This is a genomic window from Gordonia alkaliphila, from assembly GCF_039542465.1.
In the GTDB taxonomy this organism is placed as follows: domain Bacteria; phylum Actinomycetota; class Actinomycetes; order Mycobacteriales; family Mycobacteriaceae; genus Gordonia; species Gordonia alkaliphila.
This window is the reverse complement of record NZ_BAABIE010000002.1, coordinates 1-23,608: the sequence shown is the minus strand read 5'-3', so window position 1 is coordinate 23,608 and position 23,608 is coordinate 1. Positions and strand designations below refer to the sequence as shown.

The 23,608-nt window shown below is 68.9% G+C and carries 25 protein-coding genes and 1 pseudogene; 12 read left to right on the top strand and 14 right to left on the bottom strand.

The genetic code is table 11. The annotated features are described in order from the left end of the window. Positions 1 to 20 precede the first annotated feature (20 nt). The gene (locus ABD989_RS02010) at positions 21 to 851 is read left to right on the top strand and encodes a DUF3097 domain-containing protein (RefSeq protein ID WP_345312233.1); all 831 of its coding nucleotides are present in this window, start codon (positions 21 to 23) and stop codon (positions 849 to 851) included. Positions 852 to 866: 15 nt separating this feature from the next. Here ABD989_RS02010 and ABD989_RS02005 read toward each other — a convergent pair whose 3' ends face one another. The 3 genes from ABD989_RS02005 to ABD989_RS01995 form a co-directional block, all read right to left on the bottom strand. Beyond that, the gene (locus tag ABD989_RS02005) at positions 867 to 1,424 is read right to left on the bottom strand and encodes a hypothetical protein (RefSeq protein ID WP_345312232.1); all 558 of its coding nucleotides are present in this window, start codon (positions 1,422 to 1,424) and stop codon (positions 867 to 869) included. Beyond that, positions 1,421 to 2,005 carry a hypothetical protein gene (locus tag ABD989_RS02000; protein WP_345312231.1) on the bottom strand — a complete coding sequence of 195 codons (585 nt, stop codon included), beginning with the start codon at positions 2,003 to 2,005 and terminating at the stop codon, positions 1,421 to 1,423. The genes ABD989_RS02005 and ABD989_RS02000 overlap by 4 nt, the downstream gene beginning before the upstream one ends. A 128-nt stretch (positions 2,006 to 2,133) precedes the next feature. Then, positions 2,134 to 2,856 carry a TVP38/TMEM64 family protein gene (locus tag ABD989_RS01995; RefSeq protein WP_345312230.1) on the bottom strand — a complete coding sequence of 241 codons (723 nt, stop codon included), beginning with the start codon at positions 2,854 to 2,856 and terminating at the stop codon, positions 2,134 to 2,136. A 125-nt stretch (positions 2,857 to 2,981) separates the two neighbouring features. Here ABD989_RS01995 and ABD989_RS01990 point away from each other — a divergent pair, with 125 nt between their 5' ends. From ABD989_RS01990 to meaB, 3 genes are read left to right on the top strand one after another with little or no spacing between them, the layout of a single operon-like run. Next, entirely contained in the window at positions 2,982 to 4,856 is a 1,875-nt protein-coding gene (locus ABD989_RS01990) for a methylmalonyl-CoA mutase family protein (RefSeq protein WP_345312229.1), read from the top strand. A gap of 5 nt (positions 4,857 to 4,861) precedes the next feature. Then, a complete protein-coding gene (scpA, locus tag ABD989_RS01985) occupies positions 4,862 to 7,108 on the top strand; it encodes a methylmalonyl-CoA mutase (RefSeq protein ID WP_345312228.1) in 2,247 nt (748 codons plus the stop codon). Further along, a complete protein-coding gene (gene meaB, locus ABD989_RS01980; RefSeq protein WP_345312227.1) occupies positions 7,105 to 8,085 on the top strand; it encodes a methylmalonyl Co-A mutase-associated GTPase MeaB in 981 nt (326 codons plus the stop codon). Before scpA ends, meaB begins: the two co-directional genes overlap by 4 nt. Positions 8,086 to 8,089: 4 nt before the next feature. Here the strand turns inward: meaB and ABD989_RS01975 are convergent. Next, positions 8,090 to 8,496, bottom strand: a pseudogene (locus ABD989_RS01975) (phosphonate ABC transporter permease); the annotation flags it as partial. An 89-nt stretch (positions 8,497 to 8,585) separates the two neighbouring features. Next, positions 8,586 to 9,050 (bottom strand): type 2 periplasmic-binding domain-containing protein, encoded by a 465-nt coding sequence (locus ABD989_RS01970; RefSeq protein ID WP_345312226.1) that lies wholly within the window; start codon positions 9,048 to 9,050, stop codon positions 8,586 to 8,588. Between the two features lie 150 nt (positions 9,051 to 9,200). On the opposite strand from ABD989_RS01970, the gene ABD989_RS01965 reads away from it, so the two are divergent. Both ABD989_RS01965 and ABD989_RS01960 read left to right on the top strand, forming a co-directional pair. Continuing rightward, a complete protein-coding gene (locus ABD989_RS01965; protein ID WP_345312225.1) occupies positions 9,201 to 9,626 on the top strand; it encodes a UTRA domain-containing protein in 426 nt (141 codons plus the stop codon). A 10-nt stretch (positions 9,627 to 9,636) separates the two neighbouring features. Then, positions 9,637 to 10,608, top strand: coding sequence for a pirin family protein (locus ABD989_RS01960; RefSeq protein ID WP_345312224.1), 972 nt, complete (start codon positions 9,637 to 9,639; stop codon positions 10,606 to 10,608). 6 nt (positions 10,609 to 10,614) lie between these two features. Here the strand turns inward: ABD989_RS01960 and ABD989_RS01955 are convergent, their stop codons facing one another. From ABD989_RS01955 to ABD989_RS01935, 5 genes are read right to left on the bottom strand one after another with little or no spacing between them, the layout of a single operon-like run. After that, positions 10,615 to 11,691, bottom strand: a complete 1,077-nt coding sequence (locus ABD989_RS01955) for an NADH:flavin oxidoreductase (protein ID WP_246995982.1) — start codon at positions 11,689 to 11,691, stop codon at positions 10,615 to 10,617. Then, complete coding sequence (locus ABD989_RS01950) at positions 11,688 to 12,932, bottom strand: flotillin family protein (RefSeq protein ID WP_246995984.1); 1,245 nt, start codon at positions 12,930 to 12,932, stop codon at positions 11,688 to 11,690. Before ABD989_RS01950 ends, ABD989_RS01955 begins: the two co-directional genes overlap by 4 nt. A 15-nt stretch (positions 12,933 to 12,947) precedes the next feature. Further along, complete coding sequence (locus tag ABD989_RS01945) at positions 12,948 to 13,460, bottom strand: hypothetical protein (protein WP_246995986.1); 513 nt, start codon at positions 13,458 to 13,460, stop codon at positions 12,948 to 12,950. A gap of 40 nt (positions 13,461 to 13,500) precedes the next feature. Next, positions 13,501 to 14,094, bottom strand: a complete 594-nt coding sequence (locus ABD989_RS01940) for a DNA-3-methyladenine glycosylase I (RefSeq protein ID WP_345312223.1) — start codon at positions 14,092 to 14,094, stop codon at positions 13,501 to 13,503. Between the two features lie 41 nt (positions 14,095 to 14,135). Further along, complete coding sequence (locus ABD989_RS01935; RefSeq protein WP_246995989.1) at positions 14,136 to 15,917, bottom strand: HNH endonuclease signature motif containing protein; 1,782 nt, start codon at positions 15,915 to 15,917, stop codon at positions 14,136 to 14,138. A 193-nt stretch (positions 15,918 to 16,110) separates the two neighbouring features. Between ABD989_RS01935 and ABD989_RS01930 the strand changes: the two genes are divergently transcribed. From ABD989_RS01930 to ABD989_RS01915, 4 genes are all read left to right on the top strand, one after another. Further along, positions 16,111 to 16,728, top strand: coding sequence for an LGFP repeat-containing protein (locus ABD989_RS01930; protein WP_345312222.1), 618 nt, complete (start codon positions 16,111 to 16,113; stop codon positions 16,726 to 16,728). A 102-nt stretch (positions 16,729 to 16,830) separates the two neighbouring features. Beyond that, entirely contained in the window at positions 16,831 to 17,577 is a 747-nt protein-coding gene (locus ABD989_RS01925) for a hypothetical protein (protein ID WP_345312221.1), read from the top strand. Between the two features lie 65 nt (positions 17,578 to 17,642). Next, positions 17,643 to 18,884 (top strand): cytochrome P450, encoded by a 1,242-nt coding sequence (locus ABD989_RS01920; protein WP_345312220.1) that lies wholly within the window; start codon positions 17,643 to 17,645, stop codon positions 18,882 to 18,884. Beyond that, a complete protein-coding gene (locus ABD989_RS01915; RefSeq protein WP_345312219.1) occupies positions 18,877 to 19,437 on the top strand; it encodes a TetR/AcrR family transcriptional regulator in 561 nt (186 codons plus the stop codon). The genes ABD989_RS01920 and ABD989_RS01915 overlap by 8 nt, the downstream gene beginning before the upstream one ends. Before the next feature lie 18 nt (positions 19,438 to 19,455). On the opposite strand, the gene ABD989_RS01910 is transcribed toward ABD989_RS01915, so the two are convergent. After that, entirely contained in the window at positions 19,456 to 20,226 is a 771-nt protein-coding gene (locus ABD989_RS01910) for a nucleotidyltransferase domain-containing protein (RefSeq protein ID WP_345312471.1), read from the bottom strand. An 85-nt stretch (positions 20,227 to 20,311) separates the two neighbouring features. On the opposite strand from ABD989_RS01910, the gene ABD989_RS01905 reads away from it, so the two are divergent. Next, positions 20,312 to 20,584, top strand: a complete 273-nt coding sequence (locus tag ABD989_RS01905; RefSeq protein WP_345312218.1) for a type II toxin-antitoxin system Phd/YefM family antitoxin — start codon at positions 20,312 to 20,314, stop codon at positions 20,582 to 20,584. After that, positions 20,581 to 20,853 carry a type II toxin-antitoxin system RelE family toxin gene (locus tag ABD989_RS01900; protein WP_345312217.1) on the top strand — a complete coding sequence of 91 codons (273 nt, stop codon included), beginning with the start codon at positions 20,581 to 20,583 and terminating at the stop codon, positions 20,851 to 20,853. The genes ABD989_RS01905 and ABD989_RS01900 overlap by 4 nt, the downstream gene beginning before the upstream one ends. Positions 20,854 to 20,908: 55 nt before the next feature. Here ABD989_RS01900 and ABD989_RS01895 read toward each other — a convergent pair whose 3' ends face one another. From ABD989_RS01895 to ABD989_RS01885, 3 genes are all read right to left on the bottom strand, one after another. Beyond that, positions 20,909 to 21,406: a GNAT family N-acetyltransferase gene (locus ABD989_RS01895; RefSeq protein WP_345312470.1), complete on the bottom strand. Its 498-nt coding sequence runs from the start codon at positions 21,404 to 21,406 to the stop codon at positions 20,909 to 20,911. 99 nt (positions 21,407 to 21,505) lie between these two features. Further along, the gene (locus tag ABD989_RS01890) at positions 21,506 to 22,927 is read right to left on the bottom strand and encodes an FAD-dependent oxidoreductase (RefSeq protein ID WP_345312216.1); all 1,422 of its coding nucleotides are present in this window, start codon (positions 22,925 to 22,927) and stop codon (positions 21,506 to 21,508) included. Between the two features lie 104 nt (positions 22,928 to 23,031). Further along, positions 23,032 to 23,608: arsenate reductase/protein-tyrosine-phosphatase family protein (locus ABD989_RS01885; protein ID WP_345312215.1), on the bottom strand; the 577-nt coding region annotated here is incomplete at its 5' end.

Sequence of the window (23,608 nt, the reverse complement as noted above, 5' to 3'; positions counted from 1 at the left end):
GTGGCCTAGCCTGGGGACTCGTGACCAATGATCGCTACGGACGTGACGTTCTGGCGCAGCCGCGCCGCAGCAAGCCGAAGGCTCCCGAGGTGGCCGGTGAGATGGGCCTGGTGGTGGAGGATGCGGCCACCGGTTTCTGCGGCGCCGTGGTCGGTTGGGAGAAGACCTACGCCGCCGACATGGTGCGGCTGGAGGATCGGCGCGGCGCCACCCGGGTCTTTCACGCGTATCCCGCCGCATTCCTGATCGACGGCAAGCCGGTCACGCTGGTCCGTCCGCGCGGGCGCGGACCGAACACGCCGCAGACCATTCGGACCGCGTCCGGTTCGCGAGCGCTGCCGAAGCAGCGGGCGCGGACCGCGCGGGCGAGCCGCATCTTCGTGGAGGGCGTGCACGACGCGACGCTGCTCGAACGCGTCTGGGGCGACGATCTGCGCGCGGAGGGCATCGTGGTGATGAGCCTGGACGGTCTGGACAATCTCGACGCTGCCCTGGCCGATTTCGAGCCCGCCGCGCATCGTCGGGCCGGCGTCCTGGTGGATCACCTGGTGTCCGGTTCCAAGGAGGAGAAGCTCACCGCCGAGGTGGGCCCGCACGTGTTGGTGTGCGGTCACCCCTACGTGGACGTCTGGCAGGCCGTGAAGCCGGCCGCCGTGAAGATCGACGCGTGGCCGACGATTCCGATGGGCACCGACTGGAAGACCGGTATCTGCGACGAATTGGGTTGGGGCACACCGCAAGACGGGTGGCGCCGAGTCCTGAACGCGGTGTCCAGCTACCGCGAACTGGAGGTCCCGCTGATCCGCAGCGTCGAGGAGCTCCTCGACTTCGTCACCGAGCCCCCGGAGTAGTCCGCAGCGGGCGGCTCACCGGCCCAGCAGGTAGCCGATCCCGCCGAGCGCGCAGGCCCACAGCACCGAGGCGAAGGTGCCGATGATGAACTGCTCGCTCGCATGGTGTTCGCGCAGCTGCGGGAAGCGAGCCAGACCCTTGATGCCCAGGATCACCGCGATGCCGGCCGGCCACGCGAGCAGCAGGCTCACCGTCACCCCGGCGCGCTCCATCAGTCCGATCACCCGGCCGCCGCGCAGTGGCGGGTCCGGTGTCGGATCGTCGAAATTCTCACTGCGCGTCGGGATCCCGCCGAACGCGAGGACGGTGCGCACCACGTAACCGCCGGTCACCGCCGACGCGAGCACCGCGATCACCTGGCCGGCCACGGCCGCCGCACCGCTCAACCCGCCGGAGACCCCGACGTCGATCGCCGCAGCGGCGGCGACGACCGCCATCGCGACCGCCATCACGAGGTCGTAGCGTCGGACATCGGCATCGCTGCGCCGCTGATCGACGACGAGGCGGGTGCGCAGCGGCACCCCGGCCACGGCGACGACGGTCGCCACCACCAACAGGATCAGTGCGATCATCGATCCTCCTCGCTCAGGGTCAACAGTCGGGCCACGAGTCGTTCGGTGTCACGCTGCAGATCCCAGCGCGCGGTGCGCAGTCGGAGCGACACCGCCTGCGGCGTGATCGCCAGCTTCTTCGCGGCTTGGGTCTGGGTCAGGCCACCGGCGACCAGCGCCACCGCTTCCCGCCCGGCCTCGGTCCGTTCGGTCAGCATGTCGACCAGGAGTGCCGCGGCGGTCTGCGCGTGCACGCACCACGGTGACGGGCCCACCACCTGCAGCGGGACGCGACGGTTCTTGGCCGCTTCGACGGCCTCGCGCGCCGCGATGAACGCCGGGCCGCGACCGGCCCGCGCCACCGACGGCAGGGGAGTTTCGACGTCGGCCACCCCGAGGCCGACGCTCCAGAACCCGGAGGCGGCCAGGTCCACGGCGACCGCGGCGGCGCGTTCCGGGTCGTCGAAGACGGCCTCCACCTCGTCGCCGGCGGTGCGGTCGAAGCCCCGCACGGCGGGGAGGTCGGCGTACCGGCGCAGCAGGTCGGGTACCCGGTCGACGTCGGTCCGGCTGGATCGCTGATCTGCGGTGAGAACGATCATTCCGCACCCCTCAAGCCCTAGATCTTGACTTCTATCAATCAAGTATTAAAGCTTGAAAATTGGTTGTCAAGGGTTCGGGCTGATCACCGGAGACCCGCACCGCCCCGGGGAGTTCCTGCCGACGAAGGCTACTCGGCGACCGGGAGACGGGCGTCGACGATGAGCCCGATCACGCCCACCGCGAACAGCAGACCCGAGGCGATCACCATCACCGGATCGGCTTCGCCGGCCAACGCGTCGCCCAGGAAGACGACGGCCGCGGTGCCCGGGATCGTGCCGAGGATGCTCGCCACCGTGTACGGCACCAGCCGCACCGACGACAGGCCCGCCGCGTAGTTCACCACCGCGAACGGCACCACCGGGATCATCCGCAGCGACCCCACCGCCAGCCAGCCGCGTCGCTCCAAACGCTCCTCGATGGACCGGAACACCGCCCGGTCCAAGTGCCGCTGCACGCGGGCGCGGCCCAGTCGTCGAGCGAGCAGAAAGGCCACGACGGCGGCCGCCGAGGACGCCAGCATGGCACCGGCGAAACCGACGAGCGGCCCGAACAAGAGCCCGGACATCACGGTGAACGGCGACCGCGGCAGCGGCGCGATCGCGCCGAGGAAGTACGCCGCGAAGAAGAGGACCACGAACCACGAACCGACCGAGTCCGACCATTCCCGCACCACCTCGATCGAGGGGAGCGGGACGAAATAGGCGGCCACCAGCACCACGAGAACCGCGGCCAGACCGAGGACCGCCCGCCAGACGTTCCGCCGACCGGTGGGCGAGGCAGCGGGGCCGACCGTCCCGGTCGCGAGGTCGACGGGCTCCTCGACGACTCGGGAACGAAGATGGCGGCGCACACGAAGAGTCTAGGGCCCGCCCCCACGTGTGCGGCCTCACAGGCCGGGGCGGATAGAGGGACAGTCACTATCGGATAATGTGCTCGAGGGCGCACCGCCAGCGAGCACGGAGGACATCGGCAGCTATGACCACAGCAGGCACACCGCATACGCGGGAGCAACTCGACCAGGACTACCAGCGGTGGTCGACGGCCGCCGCGGCCGTCCTCGCCAAGGGCCGCCGGGTGGATCCGGCCGATCTGCCCGACACCCCGGAAGCTCTGTTGTCGACGCCGACCCGCGACGACGTGACGGTCCGCCCGCTGTACACCCGCAAGGATGAGAACAGCGAACGCGGTCTGCCCGGCAGCTTCCCGTTCGTCCGCGGCGCGGATCCGCAGCGCGACGTCCACCAGGGCTGGCGCGTCACCGAACGCTTCGGCGATCTGCTCGGCCAGAGCGCGGCCGACCTCAACGAAGCCATCCTCGAGGCGGCAGGCAACGGTGCCAGCGGCGTGTGGCTCGCGGCCGCCGGTGACGCGGAACTGGCGACGATCCTGGCCGACATCTACCTCGACCTGCTTCCGGTGACCCTGGACGCCGGCGCCGACGGCATCGCCGCCGCCGAGCAGTTCCTCCGGGTCCTCGCCGACCGCCCGGCACCGCCGCAGGAGGCGCCCGCGATGGCGTCCACCACGCACAGCCTGGGCCTGTCGCCGTACACCGCAGCCTTCTCCGGGCGAGCCACCGTCGCCGTCGAGGCGGCCGTCGCCCTCGCGGTGAACGCCCCCGAGCGCGTGCGCACCTTCCGCGTCGACGGCACCGACTTCGCCCAGTCCGGCGCCACCAACGCCCAGGAGATCGGCCTGCTGGTCGCCGCCGGACTCGCCCACGTCCGCGATCTCGTCGCCGCCGGCCGGACCCCGGTGCAGGCGCTCGGCCAGATCACCTTCGCGGTCTCGGTGGGCGACGACCAGTTCGCCTCCATCGCCAAGCTTCGCGCGCTGCGGCTCATGTGGGCCCGCGTCGCCCAGGTACTCGGCGCCCCCGACGCCGGAGCCGCCCTCACCCACGCCGTCACCGACCTGTCGATGCTCACCCAGCGCGACCCGTGGGTGAACATGCTGCGCACCACCGTCGCCGCCTTCGGCGCCGGTGTCGGCGGCGCCGACCAGGTGACCGTCCTCGGCTACGACGCCGCGCTGCCGCTGTCGGCCCGCTCGTCCAAGGCCTCCTTCTCCGCCCGCATCGCGCGCAACACCCAGCTGCTGCTGCTGGAGGAGTCCAACGTGGGCCGTGTGCTGGATCCGGCCGGCGGCTCCTGGTTCGTCGAGGACCTCACCACCGACCTGGCCGCGGCGGGCTGGAAGGTCTTCACCGACGTCGAGCGTCTCGGCGGCTACACCGAGGCACTCTCCTCGATCCGCACCTGGATCGACGAGGCGCTGGCCGCCCGCGACGCCGCCGTCGCCGACCGCAGCGCCCCGATCACCGGTGTCTCCGAGTTCCCGAATCTAGGTGAAGCGGCCTTCGCTGAAGCCCTCGCCGACACCACCGACGTGCCGACCGCCACCGCGGGCCTGGCCCGCGTCGCGCGCCGCTTCGAGCAGCTGCGCGACCGCGCCGACGCGGCCACCGTGCGCCCGTCCGTCCTGCTGCTGCCGCTGGGCAGCGTCGCCGAGCACAACGGCCGCACCACCTTCGTCGCCAACCTGCTCGCCGCCGGCGGTATCGAGGCCGTCAACCCCGGTCCGGTCACCGCCGACACCGTCGCGCAGGTCGCGACCGGTGCGGGCACCATCGCCGTGCTGTGCGGCACCAAGGCGCGGTACGCGCAGGACGGTCCGGCCGTGCTGGCCGCGGCCCGCGCCGCCGGTATCGACCGCGTGCTGATGGCCGGTCCGGACAAGGAATGGCCCGACGGCGGCGACGCCCCGGACGGTTCCCTGCGCGTCGGCATCGACGCCGTCGCCACCCTGACCGAGCTGCTGGACACCATCACCGCGCAGGCGGGGGAGTAAAGACCATGAGCGAGAACATGATTCCCGATTTCTCCGACGTCGAACTGGATCTCGACGGCCTCACCGGAACCCCGAACGCCGACGATTCCTCAGCCCTCGTCGACTCCCTCGCCGGGACGCACGGCTACACCGCCGAGCAGACCGTGTGGCATACGCCCGAGCAGATCGACGTGGCGCCGGTGTACACCCGCGCCGACCGCGACGAGACCGCCGCGGCCGACAGCTACCCGCTCGACTCCATCCCCGGTGAGGCGCCGTTCATCCGCGGCCCGTACCCGACGATGTACGTCAACCAGCCGTGGACGGTCCGCCAGTACGCGGGCTTCTCCACCGCCGCCGAGTCCAACGCCTTCTACCGCCGCAACCTCGCGGCCGGTCAGAAGGGCCTGTCGGTGGCCTTCGACCTCGCCACCCACCGCGGTTACGACTCCGACCACCCGCGCGTGGCCGGTGACGTCGGCATGGCCGGTGTCGCGATCGACTCCATCCTGGACATGCGTCAGCTATTCGACGGCATCGATCTCGGCAACGTCTCGGTGTCGATGACCATGAACGGCGCGGTGCTGCCGATCCTGGCGCTGTACGTGGTGGCCGCCGAAGAGCAGGGCGTGCCGCCGGAGAAGCTGGCCGGAACCATTCAGAACGACATTCTGAAGGAGTTCATGGTCCGCAACACCTACATCTATCCGCCGGCCCCGTCCATGCGGATCATCTCCGACATCTTCGCCTACACCAGCGCCAAGATGCCGAAGTTCAACTCCATCTCGATCTCCGGCTACCACATCCAGGAGGCCGGAGCGACGGCCGACCTGGAGCTGGCCTACACCCTGGCCGACGGCGTGGAGTACATCCGTGCCGGTCTGGAGGCTGGGCTGGACATCGACAAGTTCGCGCCGCGCCTGTCGTTCTTCTGGGGCATCGGCATGAACTTCTTCATGGAGGTCGCCAAGCTCCGTGCCGCGCGCCTGCTGTGGAGCGAACTGGTCGAGAAGTTCGAGCCGAAGAGCGCGAAGAGCCTGTCGCTGCGCACCCACTCGCAGACCTCCGGCTGGTCGCTGACCGCGCAGGACGTGTTCAACAACGTGGCCCGCACCTGCGTGGAGGCGATGGCCGCCACCCAGGGCCACACCCAGTCGCTACACACCAACGCGCTCGACGAGGCGATCGCCCTGCCGACCGACTTCTCCGCGCGCATCGCCCGCAACACCCAGCTGCTGCTGCAGCAGGAGTCGGGCACCACCCGCCCGATCGATCCGTGGGCCGGCTCGAACTACGTCGAGTGGCTCACCGCGCAGCTGGCCGACAAGGCCCGCGCCCACATCGCCGAGGTGGAGGCCGCCGGCGGCATGACGCAGGCCATCAACGAGGGCCTGCCGAAGCTCCGCATCGAAGAGGCCGCCGCCCGCACCCAGGCGCGTATCGACTCCGGCCAGCAGCCGCTGGTGGGCGTCAACAAGTACCGCGTCGCCGAGGACGAAGAGATCGAGGTCCTCAAGGTCGAGAACTCGAAGGTGCGCGCCGAGCAGCTGGCCAAGCTGGAGAAGCTGCGTGCCGAGCGCGATCAGTCCGCCGTGGACGCCGCGCTGGCCGATCTGACCCGCGCTGCCGCCGAGCCCGGTGGCAGCGACCTGGACAACAACCTGATGGCGCTGGCCATCGAGGCCGCGCGCCACGGTGCCACCGGCGGCGAGATCTCCGACGCCATGGAGAAAGTCTACGGCCGCCACCAGGCCGAGATCCGCACCATCAGCGGTGTCTACCGCAACGAAGCAGGTGATTCGGTGAGCAACATCGACGAGGCGATGGCCGTCGTCGACGCCTTCGCAGACGCCGAGGGTCGTCGTCCCCGCGTCCTGGTGGCCAAGATGGGCCAGGACGGCCACGACCGCGGCCAGAAGGTCATCGCGACCGCGTTCGCCGACCTCGGGTTCGACGTGGACGTCGGGCCGCTGTTCGCGACCCCGGAAGAGGTGGCGGGCCAGGCCGCGGACAACGACGTGCACGTCGTCGGTGTCTCGTCGCTGGCGGCCGGTCACCTCACGCTGGTGCCCGCTCTGAAGCAGGCGCTGGCCGAGGTGGGTCGCGAGGACATCATGATCGTGGTGGGCGGTGTGATTCCGCCCGGCGACTTCGACGAACTGTACGAGGCCGGCGCCGCGGCGATCTTCCCGCCCGGCACCGTGATCGCCGACTCGGCCGTCGATCTGATCCGCAAGCTCGCCGATCAGCAGGGCCTGGACCTGTCTGTATGAGCAAGGTCGACGTCGACGCCCTCACCGAGGGCGTGCTCGCCGGCAACCGCTCGCTGCTGGCGCGCGCGATCACGCTGGTCGAATCGGTACGCCCCGACCATCGGGCCGCGGCGCAGCAACTGCTGCTGAACCTTACGCCGCACGCGGGCAAGTCGTTCCGCGTCGGCATCACGGGTGTACCCGGCGTGGGCAAGTCGACCACCATCGAGGCGCTCGGCATGCACCTGATCGACCTCGGTCATCGGGTGGCGGTGCTGGCCGTCGACCCGTCGTCGACCCGCACCGGCGGCTCCATCCTGGGCGACAAGACCCGGATGGGGCAGCTGTCGGCGGCGCCGCAGGGCTACGTCCGGCCGTCGCCGTCGTCGGGCACGCTCGGCGGCGTCACCAAGGCCACCCGCGAGACTATCGTGCTGGTGGAGGCCGCGGGTTACGACGTGGTGCTGGTGGAAACCGTCGGCGTGGGCCAGTCCGAGGTGAGTGTGGCCGGCATGGTCGACACCTTCACCTTCTTGACGCTGGCGCGCACCGGTGACTCGTTGCAGGGCATCAAGAAGGGCGTGCTGGAGCTCGCCGAGATCGTCGTGGTGAACAAGGCCGACGGCAAGCACATCAACGAGGCGCGCGGCGCGGCCCGCGAGCTGCGGAACGCCCTCGGGCTGATCTACCCGCACGACGCCCTGTGGACTCCTCCGGTGCTCACCATGAGCGCCCGGGAGAACACCGGCGTCGACGCGTACTGGGCCAAGATCCTGGAGCACCGGGACGTGCTGACCGCGGCCGGCGAGTTCGACAAGCGCCGCGCCCGCCAGCAGGTGGAGTGGACGTGGTCCATGGTGCAGGAGGCGTTCCTGTCCAAGCTGGCCGACGATCCCGCGGTGCAGCAGGTCCGGGCCACCGCCGAGCGCGGTGTGCTCGACGGCAGCCTGACCCCGGCGTTGGCCGCCGAACAGATCGTGGCCGCCGCCGGGCTCTGATCCGCTACCGCACCTGGGCGCGCGACCGGAACCGGCTGAGCACGCCCAGGATCGCGACGGTCACCAGGACCAGCAGCAGGGTGTTGGCGGCCGCGCCGAACAGGTCACCGCGATCGGACTGGGTGAAGATGGTGACCGGCAGGGGCCGCCAGGACGCCGGGTACACCATGATCGTCGCGCCGAGCTCGCCCATGCACAGCGCCACCGATAGTCCGGCGGCCGCGGCGATGGCCGGGGTGAGCAGCGGCAGGGTAGGGTGCGTCGGCCCGAGGCGCCCAGCGAACCGGCGACCTGATCGAGGGCCGGATCCAGGCCCTTGGCCGCGGCCGACACCATCGAGAACGCGAACGACAGCACCAGCAGCGCCTGCACCAGAATCACGATCCACGGGGTGCCGTTGAGGATCAGCGGCGATGGCGGCGGTCGACGTCGCGGCAGCCGGGGCGCTCACTGGCCGGTCGCCTGGTTGTAGGCGTCGATCAGGGCGTCGAAGCGGGCGTTCACGGCGGTCCAGTCCGGCTCCCAGATCGTGCCCCCCCTTCGAGAGCCTTGGTGATCGCCGCAGCCTGCGGGCTGGTGGCGGTGACGTCGGCGCGCGGCGACGTGCCGTATACCTGCTCGGCGAGGGTCTGCTGGACGGGGACCGACACCAGGAAGTCGATCAGCTTCCCGGCGTTGGCCGCGTGCGGTGCGCTGGCGGCCTGCCCCAGGAAGTAGGGCAGGGCGACGGTGGTGCGGACTCCGTCGGCACCGGCCGGGAAGAACACCTCGTACGCGGCCTGGTCCGCGGAGATCGCGGCCATCGCCATCAGCACATCGCTGTTAGCCACCGACAGCTCACCCTTGGCCACCTTGGGCCCGAGCTTGCCGGTCGACGCCGACGGGCCCATGTTGTTGGCCTGCAGCGTGCCGAGGTAGTCCAGGCCCTGCTGCTCACCCATCACGTGCTGCAGGAGCAGCAGCATGGCGGTGCCGTCGCCGGCCTATCCGGGGGTGGAGTACTGCAGCTTCTGGGCGCCACCCGTCGAGCGAGCTCGGTTCGTTCACCGCGTGAGCACGGGCCCAGGGTCGCGAACCGGGGCAGCACACTCTGTTGCAGTCGCGGCACCGCGCGAATGCGCAGACCGCCGAAGAACCGCACATCGCCGAGGGCGATCCGGTTCTGTCGCTGGTGCGTCTGCGGACGGCTCGACGGCACACCAGCCCTGCTGGAGCGCTCGACGTTCATCTGGGACGTCGGCCGTCTCCGGATGGAGTTCGATCCCGATGCCGGATCGCTCAACCACTTCCTGCTGGCCACCGGCGTCGACCTCGACAGCGCCCGCCATCGCGTCGACGCCGTGGCCGCCGATGTCGAGGACGCCGAACAGCTCGGCGTGCCCGTCGGTTCCCCGCTGCTACGGGCCTGCCAGATCACCGCCGATTCCACCAGCCGCATCCTGGAGTCGGCCGACGTCCGCTACGTGCCCGGCCACATCCTCGACGCGGTCGCCGACCTCCCCGCGCTCGTGGCTCCGGCCTCCGCAGTGGCTCTTGCCTAGTATCGGAGGCATGAGCAACGTCGAGGCAGAGCCGATCGAGACCGACTGCACCGGAGCACCGGAGGCCTGCGTCGAGGTGATCCCGGCGCGCAAGGTGCCGCTCGGCGGTCCGCGCGCCATGCTGGTGCAGCGCACGCTGCCCACCAAGGACCGCTCGATGGTCGGCGCGTGGTGCTTCGCCGACCATTACGGGCCCGATCGCGTCGACGACTCCGGGGGCATGCGAGTGCTGCCGCATCCGCATACCGGACTGGCGACGGTCAGCTGGCTCTTCGAGGGCGAGATCGAGCACACCGACAGCAATGGCGTGCATGCCATGGTGCGTCCGGGGGAGTTGAACCTGATGTCGGCCGGTTACGGCATCAGCCATTCGGAGATCTCTACGCCGGAGACCGACGTGCTGCACGGCGTGCAGTTATGGCTCGCACTGCCCGACGCAGATCGCAACGGGCAGAAGGACTTTCAGTTCCATGCGCCCGAGTCGGTGCCGCTGCCCGGCGACGTCGGGAGCGTGCGCGTATTCATCGGCACGCTGGTCGGATCGTCGTCGCCGGTGTCCATGTCGACCCCGATGCTGGGTGCCGAGATCATCCTCGATGCCGGCGCAGAGGTGACCGTCGAGGTGGATCCGAGCTTCGAGCACGGTGCGCTGCTCGACACCGACACCCTGCGGTTCGAGGGCGTGGAGTTGGAGCGTTCGGCGATGGGCTACGCCGGACCGGGGCGCAGCACGCTCACCCTGGCCAATCCCGGCGCCACGCAGGCCCGGATCATCCTGCTCGGCGGCGTGCCGTTCGACGAGGACCTCATCATGTGGTGGAACTTCGTCGGCCGCACCCACGAGGAGATCGTCGAATACCGGGAGCAGTGGGAGGAGCACGCCGAGCGCTTCGGCACCGTCGCCGGCTGGACCGCCGACGAGCGGATCCCGGCGCCGCCGCTGCCGAACAGCCGCCTGCGTCCCCGCCGCCGCGCCCGGTAGACGAGCTCAGTCGGCGAGGACGAAATCGTCCCAGCCGGTCGACAGATAGTTCAGGAACTCCGGCCCGACCGACTCGTCGCGCAAGCGCTGAGCCGGGAAGGGCTGGGGTTCGGACTCGAAACCGAGGTCGGCGGTGGCCCGCCGGGCGAAGTCGTGGTGGATGATCGCGCCGGTGCCGATCACCGCGAAGTCGGCTCCGCGCTCGAGGATCTCGGCGGCCTGCGCCGCGGACAGGATCTTGCCTGCGGCGCCGAGCCGCACGTGCCCGCGCGGAAGGTCGGTGAAGTAGTCCAACAGTCCCGTGCCCTGGTGCTCGCCCTCGTAGGGCTCCTTGAACGCATCCCAGAGCGAGAGGTCGAGGTAGTCGATCTGGCCGTCGGCCAGCACCTCGGCAGCCAGCGCCCGCCCCTCCACTAGCGGCACGCCGTAGCGTTCCGGCGACAAGCGCAGCCCCAGTTGGAAGTTCGGGCCGGTGGCCGCACGCACGGCGGCCACCGTCTCGTGGATCACGCGGAACCGGTTCTCGGTGCTCCCGCCGTAGCGGTCGGTGCGCTGATTGCTGCGGACGTCGAGGAACTGGGAGAGCAGGTAGCCGTGGGCGCCGTGGATCTCCACGCCGTCGAAACCGGCCTGCTCGGCGAGTGCGGCGGAGGCCGCGAAGTCGGCGACCACCTGCTCCACCCCCTCGGTGGTGAGCGCCGTCGCGCCCTTGCCTGCGTCGTCCCACGGCGCGACGAGCGCCGAGTCGAGGGCACCGTCACTGCGGCGCCCGCCGTGCTGCAGCTGAATCGAGCTGACCGCCCCGGTGGCGCGGATGCCGTCGGCCAGGCGCCGCAGTCCGGGCAGGTGCTTCGGTCCGGCCACACCGAGCTGACCGGGGAAGGTGTGGCCGTCGTCGCGGATGTACGCCGCGCAGGTCATCACCAGGCCGAAGCCGCCGTCGCCGCGGCGCACCAACCAGTCGTACTCGTCGTTCGACAGCACGCCGTCGTCGCCGCTCTGCAGATTGGTCAGCGGGGCCAACACCATCCGATTCCGCCACTGGGGTCCGCGCGCCAACGACAGCGCGCTGCCGAGGCTCATTCCTGCGTGTCCTTGCCGCCCAGGTTGTTCAGCATCTCGGCGACGTCGATGCCGGTGGTGCCGCGAATCAGTTCGAGGCTGCTGGCCACACCGGTGCCCGCGCTGCGCGAGAGGGGATCCACGCCGTCGCCGACCAGGGTGATCGACGCGTCGCGCATCGGCTCGGCTGCCGCGGCCACGATGGCCGGCAGCTTGCCGAGGACCAGTTCGAGCTGACCCACCGAGTCGAGTTTGCCGAGGGCCTCGGCGCGCTTCTCGAGGGCCTGCGCCTCGGCGTCACCGGTGATCCGGATGCCTTCGGCGCGCGCGGCGGCCTCGGCGACGATCTCGGCCTTGCGAGCCTCGGCGCGCTGCTGCGCGGCGTACAGCTCGGCCTCAGCCGGGCGACGCACCTCGGCGTCGAGCTCGGTGTCGCGCAGACGTGCGGTCTGCTCGGCCACTTCGTTGTCCTTCTCCACCTGGATGCGGCGACGCTCGGCCTCGACCAGCGGGCGCACGGCGTCGGCTTCGGCGGCGGCGCGGTCGGTGGCCTGACGGGCCTGCTCGCGCTCGATGTCGAGCTCACGCTGCTGCTCGATGATGGCCTGCTCGTTGGCGATACGGCTCTGCTCGGCGACGCGGTGCGCTTCGGCGCGCGACTGCGCGGCGATGGCGGCCTGATCCGACCGCTCCTTGGCCGCGAGGTCGCTGAAGTACTGACCGTCGGAGTCCTGGACGTCGTTGATCGAGAAGCTGTCCAGCAGCAGACCCTGGTTGCCCAGGATCTCCTTGATGGACTGCGCCACCTGATCCACCAGCGCCTGGCGATCGACGAGGATGCTCTTGGCGGTCATGGTGCCGACGATGGAGCGCAGCTCACCGGAAAGCTGTTCGGTGACAAGGGCTTTGACGCGGTTGAGGTCGTCGCCGAAACGCGGACCGGCCTTGAGGATGGCTTCCGGCGTATCGCCGACCTTCACCACGGCCACGCCGCGGACCTTGAGCTCGATGCCGTCGTTGGCGGGCGTCGAGGTGTCCAGGTCGGCCTTGATCGACGACAGTTGGACCCGGGTGGCGCGCTGCACCACGGGCAGGACGAAGGTTCCAGTACCGCGGTAGACCTTGCCCTGGTGGCCCTTGCCGGTACCGGTGACGATGAACGCCTCCTCCGCACCGGGCACGCGGTAGCGGGACAGCAGGAGCAGCACGATCAGCACCAGCAGAACGACAACGACGACAATGGCGATCAGTATCGAAGACATGGGTGAAGCGGTTCCTTAATCGAGGTCGGAAAAGGGAAGTTGTTCGACGAGGTAGGCGTCGCGGTCGTCGAGCTTGGCGACGACGCGGACGCGCTCGTTGTGGGTGAAGTCCCGGTCGGCGGTGACGGTGATCTGCTGGTCGCCGAGCGTGGTGGAGACCTCGGCGGTGCCGAAGCGGCCCGCGCCGACGGGGTCGACGATGCGAGCCGAGCTGCCGATCACGTCGATCTCCGGCAGTTCTTGGCCCGAGCGCCACAGCCAGCGCGCGGTGACGCCGGCCGCGAGGGCGAGGGCCAGGCCGGCGAGAGCACCGGAGATCAGTGCACCGGCGGCATTGGCGTCGGCGAAGACGATCAGCCCGCCGGCGAGCAGGCCGAAGCCGGTGACGAACGGCATGAGAATGGAGGTGCAGCCGACTCCGGAATCGCCCAGGTCGACGTCGAAGCTGCCGATTTCGGCACCGACCAGCGACAGCAGAGTCAGGACAAGACCGACTCCGCCGATGATCAACAGAATGATGCCGAGCACAACTCTCCCCGTTTGAGTCTGGTCACGTAAACCCAGTCTGTCACAAGCGGTGACGGGCCTCCTCGACCGCTCCGCGGGTGGTGCAGCCCTCGGCGTGATCGTTGATCAGGCCCATCGCCTGCATGAACGCGAACGCCGTCGTCGGTCCGACGAACTTCCATCCTCGCTTCTTCAGATCCTTGGCCATCGCGATCGACGACGGCGAGGTGGTCATGGTCGCCGGCGCGACGATCTCGCCCGCCGGCGGCGCCCACGTCCAGAAGTACTCGGCGAGGCTGCCGGCGTCGTCCATCAGCTCCAGTGCACGGGCCGCATTGTTGACCACCGCTTCGATCTTCCCGCGGTGCCGGATGATCCGGGCATCGGTCAGGAGTCGCTCCACGTCGTCGTCGGTGAACAGGGCGACGCGGGCGGGGTCGAAGCCCTCGAAGACCTCCCGGAACGCGGGCCGTTTGGTGAGGATGGTGCGCCAACTCAGACCGGACTGGAAGCCCTCCAGGCTGACCTTTTCGAAGAGACGGTGGTCGTCGTGCACGGGGAAGCCCCACTCGGTGTCGTGATAGCCGAGCATCAGCGGCCCGTCGGCGGCCCAGCCGCAGCGCGGTTGTCCGTCCGGGGCGACATAGAGGTCCATGCACGCATGGTAGGTCCGTCGCCGGGGCCCCGCCGCCGCGGTCAGAACGGCGGGGGATTGGCGATCGCTTCGGCCTCCGACCGCCTACGGTTGCGTGCTCGGTGTGCCCGGCGCCAGGCGTGTTTGGCTTCGGTCCGGGTCTGCGCTCGTCGCGGCGCCGGAGCGCTGCTCGTCGTCGACACTCGGACGCCGTTCTCGATGTGCGGGCAGCGGAGCCGGCCCAGTCCGGGGAAGAGCCACTGATTGAGCGCCTTCTGCGCCACCGTGTAGCCCTCCGGCGTGGTGGTGGAGGTCCAGTAGTCGCCGTTCTCGTCGACGAACTGGTCGTCGCACCACCAGGACTCCACGCGCCAGTCCGCTTCGGCACCCACGCTGCCGTCGATGATGCGCGTCCGACCATGGGTTTTCTGCAGGTGGTGATGCCGACACTTCGGATTCAGGTTGCACAGGCACGTCGGCCCGCCCCGATCCGGGCAGATCTGGTCGAACTCTTCGACGTGGTCGAGATCGCACCGCCACGCAGGCCGCGTGCAGCCCGGCGTGGTGCAGGTTCCGAACAGGAATCGGGCGATCACCGCGGTGGTGGTCGTGGGCCGGTACGGATCGCTGGGTAGCGCGGTCCGGGAGATCCGAAATTCCGGCTCGGGACGTGTTTCCTCGCCCAGACGGGCGTCCGGGTTGTCGGGGCGGGGTCGTTGTCGGGCGCCGGGCGGAGGATCAGACGCCTCCGCCGAAGTATCGACCGGAGCCACCGGCGCAGCAGGCTCGATCAGATCGGCGAGATCCACCGGGCGGACGATCGTCTCGTCACGCTGGGCGATATCGCGAACGTGCTCGGCGGAGAGCACGCCGTGGCCGTCCAGGTAGCCGGGTTCGTCACCGCCGGCGAGAGTGCTGGAATCGCAGATCGCGTACAGCACGATCTTGGCCTGCGCAGTGGACAGGCCGTCGTCGTCGAGCGTGGCCGTGCAGTCGTCGCGCTCGCACGCGCAGGTGAAGGGCAGCCCGCGCAGCCGGGCGATCGCCGCGGCGGCCCGGCGAGCTCGCTTGGAACGCGGATCGTGGTCGCAGCACGCGTCCACCAGTGCTTCCACGGCACCCATCGCCAGGGCCGCGTCCTCGGCGGACGCGATCACCATGAGGCTCGCGAGCCCGTCGTCGATCGGCTTGACCCGGGCATCCTTCCGCAGTTCGGCACGATCACGGCGATGACGGTCGGCGTCGGGATCGATCTTGTAGACCACACGGTCGACGATGGCTTCGGTGCGTCGCTGCGAGAGTGCGCCGACGCCGCCCAAAGTCTCGGCGAGCGTGTAGTCGACTTCGTCGATGTGTTCCACACTGACCAGTTCGACACGTCGGACGCAGGTCTCGAACATCATCGGGGTGAGGCGGCCGTCGCGCAGCTGAGAGAGCAACGCGGGCACCCGGTTGGTGCCCGCGTCCGCGAAGGCCACCAACTTCTCGGAAGCCGCGCGAGAGATCCGGAGGGCGGTCGCCACCCGAGCCGCCGCCTGCCGATAGGGGTCGAACATTTCCGATTCCTGCGACGCCGCCAGCTCCTCGCCGGCTTCGAGCAGGACGAGGTCGACGATGTCCCAGACCGCCCGCAGCCGCCGGTAGGCCAGGAAGCTCTCACCTTCGGCGATGTTCACCAGCACGTCGAGGAGTCCGTTCACCTGGTCGGCCTCGGGAAGCGTGGGCTCGGGATCCTCCAGCCCGAGCGGCGACAGGTCCTCCAAGACCCACGGCGACGGCACGGGCTGCGGCAGGGGACACCACGGCACGGTGACGGTGTGGCGCGACGGTCGTCGAGTAGCCACCGGCCCACCTCCTCAGAATATGCCTTCACATACTATGTCGTCGTTCGTATGTTCGACGTTACGCTCGAATCTCCATTAGTTCAAGTGTTCGAGACACGAATTTTCCACCGACTTACCGACAGGCCGATAGCCTCGATGGGGGGCCGGGCGCAGGCTCGGTCGCCGTCGTCCCAGTCATCAACGGAGGAGGACCATGCAGAAGATCGTTCACCGCAAGACAGCTGGAATCATCGCGGGCCTCGCGGCCGTCACCCTCCTCGCCGCAGGCTGCAGCAGCGACGACAACAAGGACACCGCGGCCTCGGCGACCTCAGCCGTCGCCTCCGCAGCCTCGTCGGCCGTCGACGACGCCAAGGACGCAGGCAAGGTGGAACTGACCGCCGCCGACGGCAGCACCGTGACCCTCACCGGCCCGATCGCTGCCAAGTACAGCGCGGCCACCGACGAACAGAAGGCCGATCTGGGCAAGCCTCTCACCGGCGACGACGCCTCCGGCACCAGCGACAACGGCGTGGTGTACCAGCAGTTCGACGGCGGCGTGATCACCGCCCGCAACGACGACGCAGGCACCCCCGCGTACATCACCTGGGGCAAGATCCGCGACGCGTGGAACGTCGAGCGCAACGCGCAGGGCGAGCCCTCGGACGACGGCGAAGGCGGCTCGGAAGGTCCGCTCGGCGCCGCGACCAGCGACGAAACCGTCAACGGCGACGTCCGAGAGTCGACCTTCGAACACGGCACCATCACCTGGAACTCGGCCGACAACAAGGTCACCGTCACCGTGATGGGCAAGGAAGTCGCCGCCAACTGACCCCGCACCTCCTCAAGGGCCCGGCCGCCGATGCGGCCGGGCCTTTTTGTCGGCGGGGCCGCATAGGCTGGGGACACCGTTCACAAGGGGAGGTGCACGAGCGTGGCCAAGCAGTCCGACAGCAGCAACGTGGGGTGTTTCGCGACCGTCGCCGTCGTCCTCGTACTCGGCGTGATCATCAGGTTCTGGCCGATCATCGTCGGGGCGCTCGTCATCGCCCTCGTGGTCTGGGCGATCACCGCCGGCACCGCGTCCGCCAAGGCCACACGCGCGCGCCGACGCGAAGAGGAAGCCAGCGCCGCAAAGCAGCAACGCATCGACACCCTCGGGCCACGCGCCATCGCCCGGATAGACGGCGCCGTCGCCGCAGCCGAACAGGTCGCGCGGTCGGAGGCGGCGCAAGCCGGTTGGCTCGGCGACGTCGACTTCTCCGCCGACCTCGCCGGCATCACCGATTCCTTCGCGCAGGCGTATGCGCTGCGCGGTACCGCCGCACGCCTCGCCGCGCTGCCGCGCCCCAACGACGACGATCGCCGCCTCCTCGCCGATGCGCAGCGTGCCGCCGAGACGCTCGAAGCCGGCGCCAATCGGCGCGTCGACCTGATCACGAAGTGCGCGGCCGAGGCCGACCGCGTCGACCAGTCGCTCCGCCAGGACCGCGAGGACGCACTGAACGACGCCGAACGCGCACGCCTGCACAGCGAGCTCCACGGCATGGTCTACGGCGTCGAGGCTTCGATGCCGTCACCGACGGGCGACTCGGCCGCCGATCGAGTGATCGCCCGGGTCGCGGGATACCACGAGGTCAAAGCGCAGGTCGACGCCGCACGCGAGCAGGACTTCGGCTGACCCACGGCGTTCGGCAACACCCTGCGGCTCTTGACACTGAGGCCCTGACGACTCACAGTTGAGACATGAATAAGGTTATGTCTTACGCGGACGCCGGCTTCTCCCTGCGCTCCGGAGCAACCTGGCGGGATCCCTTCGGCAGCTACGCGTGGCTGCGCGATCACTCGCCGGTGCACCGCGTCGGCGAGGAGGGGAGTGAGACCGACTTCTATGTGCTGAGCCACTACCACGACGTGACCGCCGCCGCCACCAACGCCGCCGACTTCATCTCCGGGCGCGGGCTGACGGTGACCTACGGGGAACTCGAAGCGATCGGGATGGCCGACAATCCACCGATGGTGATGCTCGACCCGCCCGAGCACCTGGACTTCCGCAAGCTGGTCTCGCGCGGCTTCACGCCGAAGCAGGTCCGCGAAGTGGAGCCGACCGTCCGCGACTACGTGCGCGGCCAATTGGCGTCGATCGACTCCGACGACGAGCTGAACATGGTGGACCATCTGTTCAAGCCACTGCCGTCGATGGTCGTCGCACACTACCTCGGGGTGCCCGAGAGCGACCGGCAGCAGTTCGATCGCTGGACGGAATCGGTGGTCGGCGCCAATCCGGGCGGCGATCTCGCGGGCGCGATGGTCACCGCGGGCCAGGCGGTCGGGGAGATGCTCGGCTACTTCAGCGGGCTGATCGAGTTCCGGAAGAAGAACCCGGGCGACGACACTGTCTCGCACCTGGTGGCGGCCGGGCTGGCCGACGATCCCGAGAACCCCGGCGGCCTGCTGTCGATCCTGGCATTCACCTTCACCATGGTGGCCGGCGGCAACGACACCACCACCGGCATGCTCGGCGGCGCGTCGGCGCTGCTGAGCGAGCATCGCGATCAGCGTCGCGAACTGATCGACGACCCGGCGCTGCTGCCGGACGCGATCGAGGAGTTCCTGCGATTGACCTCGCCGGTCCAGGGCTTGGCGCGCTGCACCAGTCGCGACATCACCATCGGCGACACCACCATCCCGGCCGGCAAGAAGACGCTGCTGCTGTACGCGTCGGCGAACCGGGACGAACGACGCTGGGGCGACGACGCGGCAGCCCTCGACATCCATCGCGCGCCCACCCAGATCATGAGCTTCAGCAAGGGCAACCACCACTGCCTCGGCGCGGCCGCCGCGCGCATGCAGGCCCGCGTCGCACTGGAAGAACTGTTGATCGCCTATCCGGACTTCGAGGTCGACGTCGACGGCATCGAGTACGCCGCCGGAAACTACGTTCGACGGCCCACCGTCGTCCCGATGCGGATGGGCGCGCATGCCTGAGAGTTGGCTGGCGCAGGAGCGCCGACAGCTCGCCGCGGCGCGCATCCTGGCCGCCGCCGAAGAGCTGTTCGCCACCTCGGGGGTGGAATCCGTGACGATGGCCGACGTGGCCGCCGCCGCGGACTGCTCGCGCGCCACGTTGTATCGGTACTACCCGTCCCGCGACGAACTGATCAGCGACTACATCGCCCTCGTCACCGAGCGGATCGTGACGGCGGTGGCGGCCAAGGTCGCGGCGCTGACGCCGCGGCGCGAGCAGGTGCGGATGAGCGTGGTGTTCACGCTCGCCGCGGTCCGCGAGGACCCGACGCTCGGTCCGTGGTTCCAGCTGGAGGCCGGTCTACCTGCCCGTATTGCGATCTCGCACGAGGCGATCGCCACCGCGCTCGACGGCTTCACTGCGGACTCGGCAAGCTCCGCGGAATCGGCAGCGACGGCCCGCTGGCTGGCCCGCACCATCGTCGGACTGATCACCCTGCCCGAGCCCGACGCCGACGCAGAACTGGCCTACATCGACCGTTTCGTCGTGCCGCATCTGCTCGACGAGGATTGAGCCATCCGCGGCTGCGGGTCAATTCGAGGCGAGAATCTCCTGCAGAACGGACTGCTGGAACTCCCGAGCCCGTCGGCCGGTGGGCGGGGGACCACCGGCGCGGGCTGCGATCGACCGCTCGATGATGTCACTCCACTGATCGCCGACGGCGAGGAGTCGGCGGCCCGCTGCGACCTTGGACAGCCATGTCCCGTAGCGGTGACGAACGAGCGCCCGGCAGGCGCCGAGCACCGCGTCGTCGGCGCCGACCGCCGGCTTGTCGTCGTCCTGTCCGGGTAGCGCCATCCACCAACGCAGCGACTCGATGAGAAGTTCTCGAAGCGCGTCGGGCGGCAGCTCGGCGAACACGTCCGAGGCCGGGGGACCCGCCAGCGCCCGGCCGCTCTGGTGCAGAATGCTGCGGTCGATTCCGTACCAGAAGGCGCCATCAGCGGCCGGACGGTCTGCCGGGTGAAAGGTCTGCCGGAACGCCATTGCTGCGCCGTCGTTCAGTTCGAGCTCGAAGCCCGGATCGGCGGTGCCGGACTGCACGGTGGCAAGGGTGTAGACGACGAGCTCCACGCCACGAGCCGGACACGGCAACGCGCTGTGTCGTAGCCGTGCGACCAAGTCATGCTTGGCGAACATGGTCAGCGGTTGTGAAGAGACGACGGCGATGTCGATATCACTGCGCCCAGGTTGGTAGGCGTCCAGCGCCAACGAGCCTGCTGCGTACACACCGACGAAGTCGGCACCGAGCGCCTGACGGGCAGCTGCCACCACGGCGTCGAGGTACAGCTCCACATCCATATCCGGCACCTGCCCATTATCAGCAACACGCAACCTGTCCACTCGCATCTAGAATCTGGCCTAAATAGTGGCTAGTATTCGAAGCATGACGACAGTGCCGCTCGGCGAAGCGAAAGACAAGTTGTCGGCACTGATCGACGGTGTCGACAAGACACACGACCGCGTGACCATCACCAAGCACGGCAGGCCGGCGGCTGTGCTCATCTCGGCCGACGACCTCGACGAGCTGAACGAGACGATCCACTGGCTCTCGCAGTCAGGCGTTCGCGAGACCATCGCCACCGGCGATCGCGAGTACGCCGCAGGGGAGACCACCTCGCTCGCGGACCTTCGGTCCGAATTCAACATCGGCGAATGAGCGACGGGCCGTACGCAGTCGAGTTCGCGTCGGCAGCCAAGCGCTCCCTGGCACGATTGCCGGGCCGCATTGTCCATGCAGTCATCGAGTTCATTGCGGGGCCGCTCGCCGGGAATCCCCGCCAGCTCAGCAAGCCGCTTCGCAACGAGCTCGCCGGCACTTACAGCGCACGACGCGGTGACTACCGAGTCCTGTTTCGGATCGATGACGAGCTACACACCATCGTCATCCTCGCCATCGACCATCGAGCTCACATCTACCGAAGCTGATGTACCGACAGGTGGGGACCCGCGCAGAGAATGGTGGCCGGCGGCGCCTGGACCATTACTGGATACCCTGCGTATCACTTCGATGCGTATTGCTGTGGTTGGTGCGCTCGAAATTGCGCGTATCCGGCGATGTTAGGCGTTGCTGCGGCGTTCGATGAGGACGACGTCTCGCCAGTAGCCGTTGTGTTGGCCGAAGCGTTCTCGTGTTCCGACGGTGCGGAATCCGTGGGCGTGGTGCAGTGCGAGGCTGGCGTGGTTCTCGGGGAAGATTCCTGTTTCGATGGTCCACACTCCTGCGGTTTTTGGTCGAGTCGATGAGCGCTTGTAGGAGGGCGGTGCCGACGCCCTTGCCGGAGTGGTTGGGGTCGACGTACACACTGTGTTCGATGACGCCGGTGTAGACGCACAGACTCGATGCCGGTGATGCGGCGATCCATCCGGTGACGTTGCCGTTGGGGTCGAGGGCAACGAATCGGTGGTCGGGTAGGTGATCGCGGTGGAAGTCGGGCCAGGTTGGGGCGGCGGTCGCGAAGGTTGCGTTGCCGGTGTCAATACCGGCTTTGTAGATCGCGAGGACTTGGGGTCCGTGTTCGGGCGCCTTTGGTGCGATGACCGCGCGTGTTGTGGGGCTCGGTGGGGTTGCTGCTGGTGGTCACTGGTTTGGGTTCAGTTCGCTGCGCTGGGCGTGCAGGCGGTGCTCGCGTACCCAGTTGTGGGCGGCGATTTGGACGGCGTCCCATGGTGATCCCAGGGGTGGGGTGTAGGACAGGTCGAGTTCGCTGAGCGCTTCGACGGTCATGCCGTGGTGCAGGGCTGTGGCGTAGGTGTCGATCCGTTTGGAGATTTCGGCGGTGCGGTGGCCGATGAGTTGGGCTCCGAGCAGCGTGCCGGTCTTCTGGTCTGCGGTGATGCGGATGTTGATGGGGGTGGCGCCTGGGTAGTAGGCCTTGTGGTCGTCGGGTGTCGAGGTGGTCGATACGGGTGTCCAGCCGCGGTCGGCTGTGAGGGCTTCGGCTTCTTTGAGGCCAGTGCGGGCGGCGACGAGGTCGAAGATTTTGACGACTTGGGTTCCGAGGGAGCCGGTGTAGCGGGCGGTGCCGCCGAGGGCGTTTTCGCCAGCGACGCGGCCCTGCTTGTGTGCGGTTGTTCCGAGTGGGAGCCAGGTGATGCCGAGTTGGCGGTGGTGGGTGTGGACGGCGTCACCGGCGGCGAAGACGTCCGGCAGGTTGGTGCGCATCTGTTCGTCGACTGCGATGGTGTTCTTGATTCCGAGGTTGGCGCCGGCGGCGGCGGCGAGGTCGGTGTCGGGGCGCACGCCGACCACGACGAGCACGAGGTCGGCGGTGAGGTGGTCGGTGTGGCCGTCGCTCGCGGTGGTGACGGTCAGGTCGCCGTTGTCGGCGCGGTCGATGGCGGTGACCAGGGTGTTGGTGCGTACGTCGACTCGGTTGCGGACCAGTTCGTTGTGGACGAGGGTGCCGAGTTCTGGTTCGACGGTGGGGAGGACTTCGGGGAGGGCTTCGATCTGGGTGACGGCTAGGCCTCGTGTGGTGAGCCCTTCGGCCATCTCCAGGCCTATGTAGCCGGCACCGATGATGATCGCGGTCTTCGGGTCGGTGGTGGTCAGGGTGTTCATGACGGCGAAGGTGTCGCCCATCGAGTGCAGGAGGTGAACGCCGTCGTCAGGGCCTAGTTTCTCGAGGCCAGTGATCGGTGGCCGCACTGAGACCGCGCCGGTCCCGACGATGAGTGCGTCATAGTCGAGGTCTCGCGAGACACCGTCGGGCCCGGTGACGGTGAGGCGGTGCCCGGCGGTGTCGATCGCGGTGGCCCGGGTGTCGGTATGAACGGTCATGCCGGTGGCGGCGAGGTCGGCGGCGGTGCGGTGGGCGAGGTTGCTCCAGTGCGTAACTTCGCCGGAGACGTAGTACGGGATGCCGCAGATGGAGAAGTTCGGGTAGGCGTCGGCGACGACGACGGTGACCTCGCTGGTTGGGTCGAGCTCGCGAGCCCGCAGAGCGGCGGAGATTCCGGCGTCTGATCCACCGATAGCGATGATCTTGCGTGCAGGCATGAGTGTCGGCTCCTTCCGAAGGGACACGGGTATGTGAGGTAGAGCAGGGCACCGCGCTGCTGTGAGAAGGCGCGGGAGCGTGCGGGCAGGCCGATCAGCGTCGGTCAGGTAGTGGCAGGTAGGAGCTCGGTGAGGAGGTTGCGGATGCGGTAGGTGAGGTCGTCGCGGATCAGACGAACGGTCTCGATGGTGTGGTTGTTGGGGTCGGCGACTTGCCAGTCCAGGTACCGCTTGCCTGGGTAGATCGGGCAGGCGTCGCCGCAGCCCATGGAGATCACGACGTCCGCGGCCGCGACCACATCGTCGGTGAGCGGCTTGGGGAACTCGGCGGCGAGATCAAGGCCGATCTCTGTCATGGCTCGCTCGACGATCGGGTTGTTTTCCGCCGCGGGTAGAGACCCGGCTGAACGCACGTGCACTCGTCCTGCCGCGTGGTGGGTCAGGAGCGCGGCGGCCATCTGTGAGCGGCCAGCGTTGTGGACGCAGATGAACAGCACTTCGGGCACGGTCTTGGTGGTTGCGCCGGTGGACTGCGCGAGGGCGGCGAGGCGTTCTGTCCCGCCCCGGGTTTGATGGAGACATCGAAACCTGGAGGAACAGAGGAAGATGGCAGCACAGCGTAAGTACCCGTTGGAGTTGAGGGAGCGGGCCACTCGGTTGGCGGTGGAGGCTCGGCGGGAT

Excerpts from the sequence above, each read along its gene's own strand:
- ABD989_RS02005 (WP_345312232.1), bottom strand. The coding sequence starts at position 1,424 with ATGATCGCACTGATCCTGTTGGTGGTGGCGACCGTCGTCGCCGTGGCC.
- ABD989_RS02000 (WP_345312231.1), bottom strand. The coding sequence starts at position 2,005 with ATGATCGTTCTCACCGCAGATCAGCGATCCAGCCGGACCGACGTCGAC.
- ABD989_RS01990 (WP_345312229.1), top strand. The coding sequence starts at position 2,982 with ATGACCACAGCAGGCACACCGCATACGCGGGAGCAACTCGACCAGGAC.
- scpA (WP_345312228.1), top strand. The coding sequence starts at position 4,862 with ATGAGCGAGAACATGATTCCCGATTTCTCCGACGTCGAACTGGATCTC.
- meaB (WP_345312227.1), top strand. The coding sequence starts at position 7,105 with ATGAGCAAGGTCGACGTCGACGCCCTCACCGAGGGCGTGCTCGCCGGC.
- ABD989_RS01970 (WP_345312226.1), bottom strand. The coding sequence starts at position 9,050 with ATGCTGCTGCTCCTGCAGCACGTGATGGGTGAGCAGCAGGGCCTGGAC.
- ABD989_RS01965 (WP_345312225.1), top strand. The coding sequence starts at position 9,201 with ATGCGCAGACCGCCGAAGAACCGCACATCGCCGAGGGCGATCCGGTTC.
- ABD989_RS01960 (WP_345312224.1), top strand. The coding sequence starts at position 9,637 with ATGAGCAACGTCGAGGCAGAGCCGATCGAGACCGACTGCACCGGAGCA.
- ABD989_RS01955 (WP_246995982.1), bottom strand. The coding sequence starts at position 11,691 with ATGAGCCTCGGCAGCGCGCTGTCGTTGGCGCGCGGACCCCAGTGGCGG.
- ABD989_RS01950 (WP_246995984.1), bottom strand. The coding sequence starts at position 12,932 with ATGTCTTCGATACTGATCGCCATTGTCGTCGTTGTCGTTCTGCTGGTG.
- ABD989_RS01940 (WP_345312223.1), bottom strand. The coding sequence starts at position 14,094 with ATGGACCTCTATGTCGCCCCGGACGGACAACCGCGCTGCGGCTGGGCC.
- ABD989_RS01930 (WP_345312222.1), top strand. The coding sequence starts at position 16,111 with ATGCAGAAGATCGTTCACCGCAAGACAGCTGGAATCATCGCGGGCCTC.
- ABD989_RS01920 (WP_345312220.1), top strand. The coding sequence starts at position 17,643 with ATGAATAAGGTTATGTCTTACGCGGACGCCGGCTTCTCCCTGCGCTCC.
- ABD989_RS01915 (WP_345312219.1), top strand. The coding sequence starts at position 18,877 with ATGCCTGAGAGTTGGCTGGCGCAGGAGCGCCGACAGCTCGCCGCGGCG.
- ABD989_RS01910 (WP_345312471.1), bottom strand. The coding sequence starts at position 20,226 with ATGGATGTGGAGCTGTACCTCGACGCCGTGGTGGCAGCTGCCCGTCAG.
- ABD989_RS01905 (WP_345312218.1), top strand. The coding sequence starts at position 20,312 with ATGACGACAGTGCCGCTCGGCGAAGCGAAAGACAAGTTGTCGGCACTG.
- ABD989_RS01900 (WP_345312217.1), top strand. The coding sequence starts at position 20,581 with ATGAGCGACGGGCCGTACGCAGTCGAGTTCGCGTCGGCAGCCAAGCGC.
- ABD989_RS01890 (WP_345312216.1), bottom strand. The coding sequence starts at position 22,927 with ATGCCTGCACGCAAGATCATCGCTATCGGTGGATCAGACGCCGGAATC.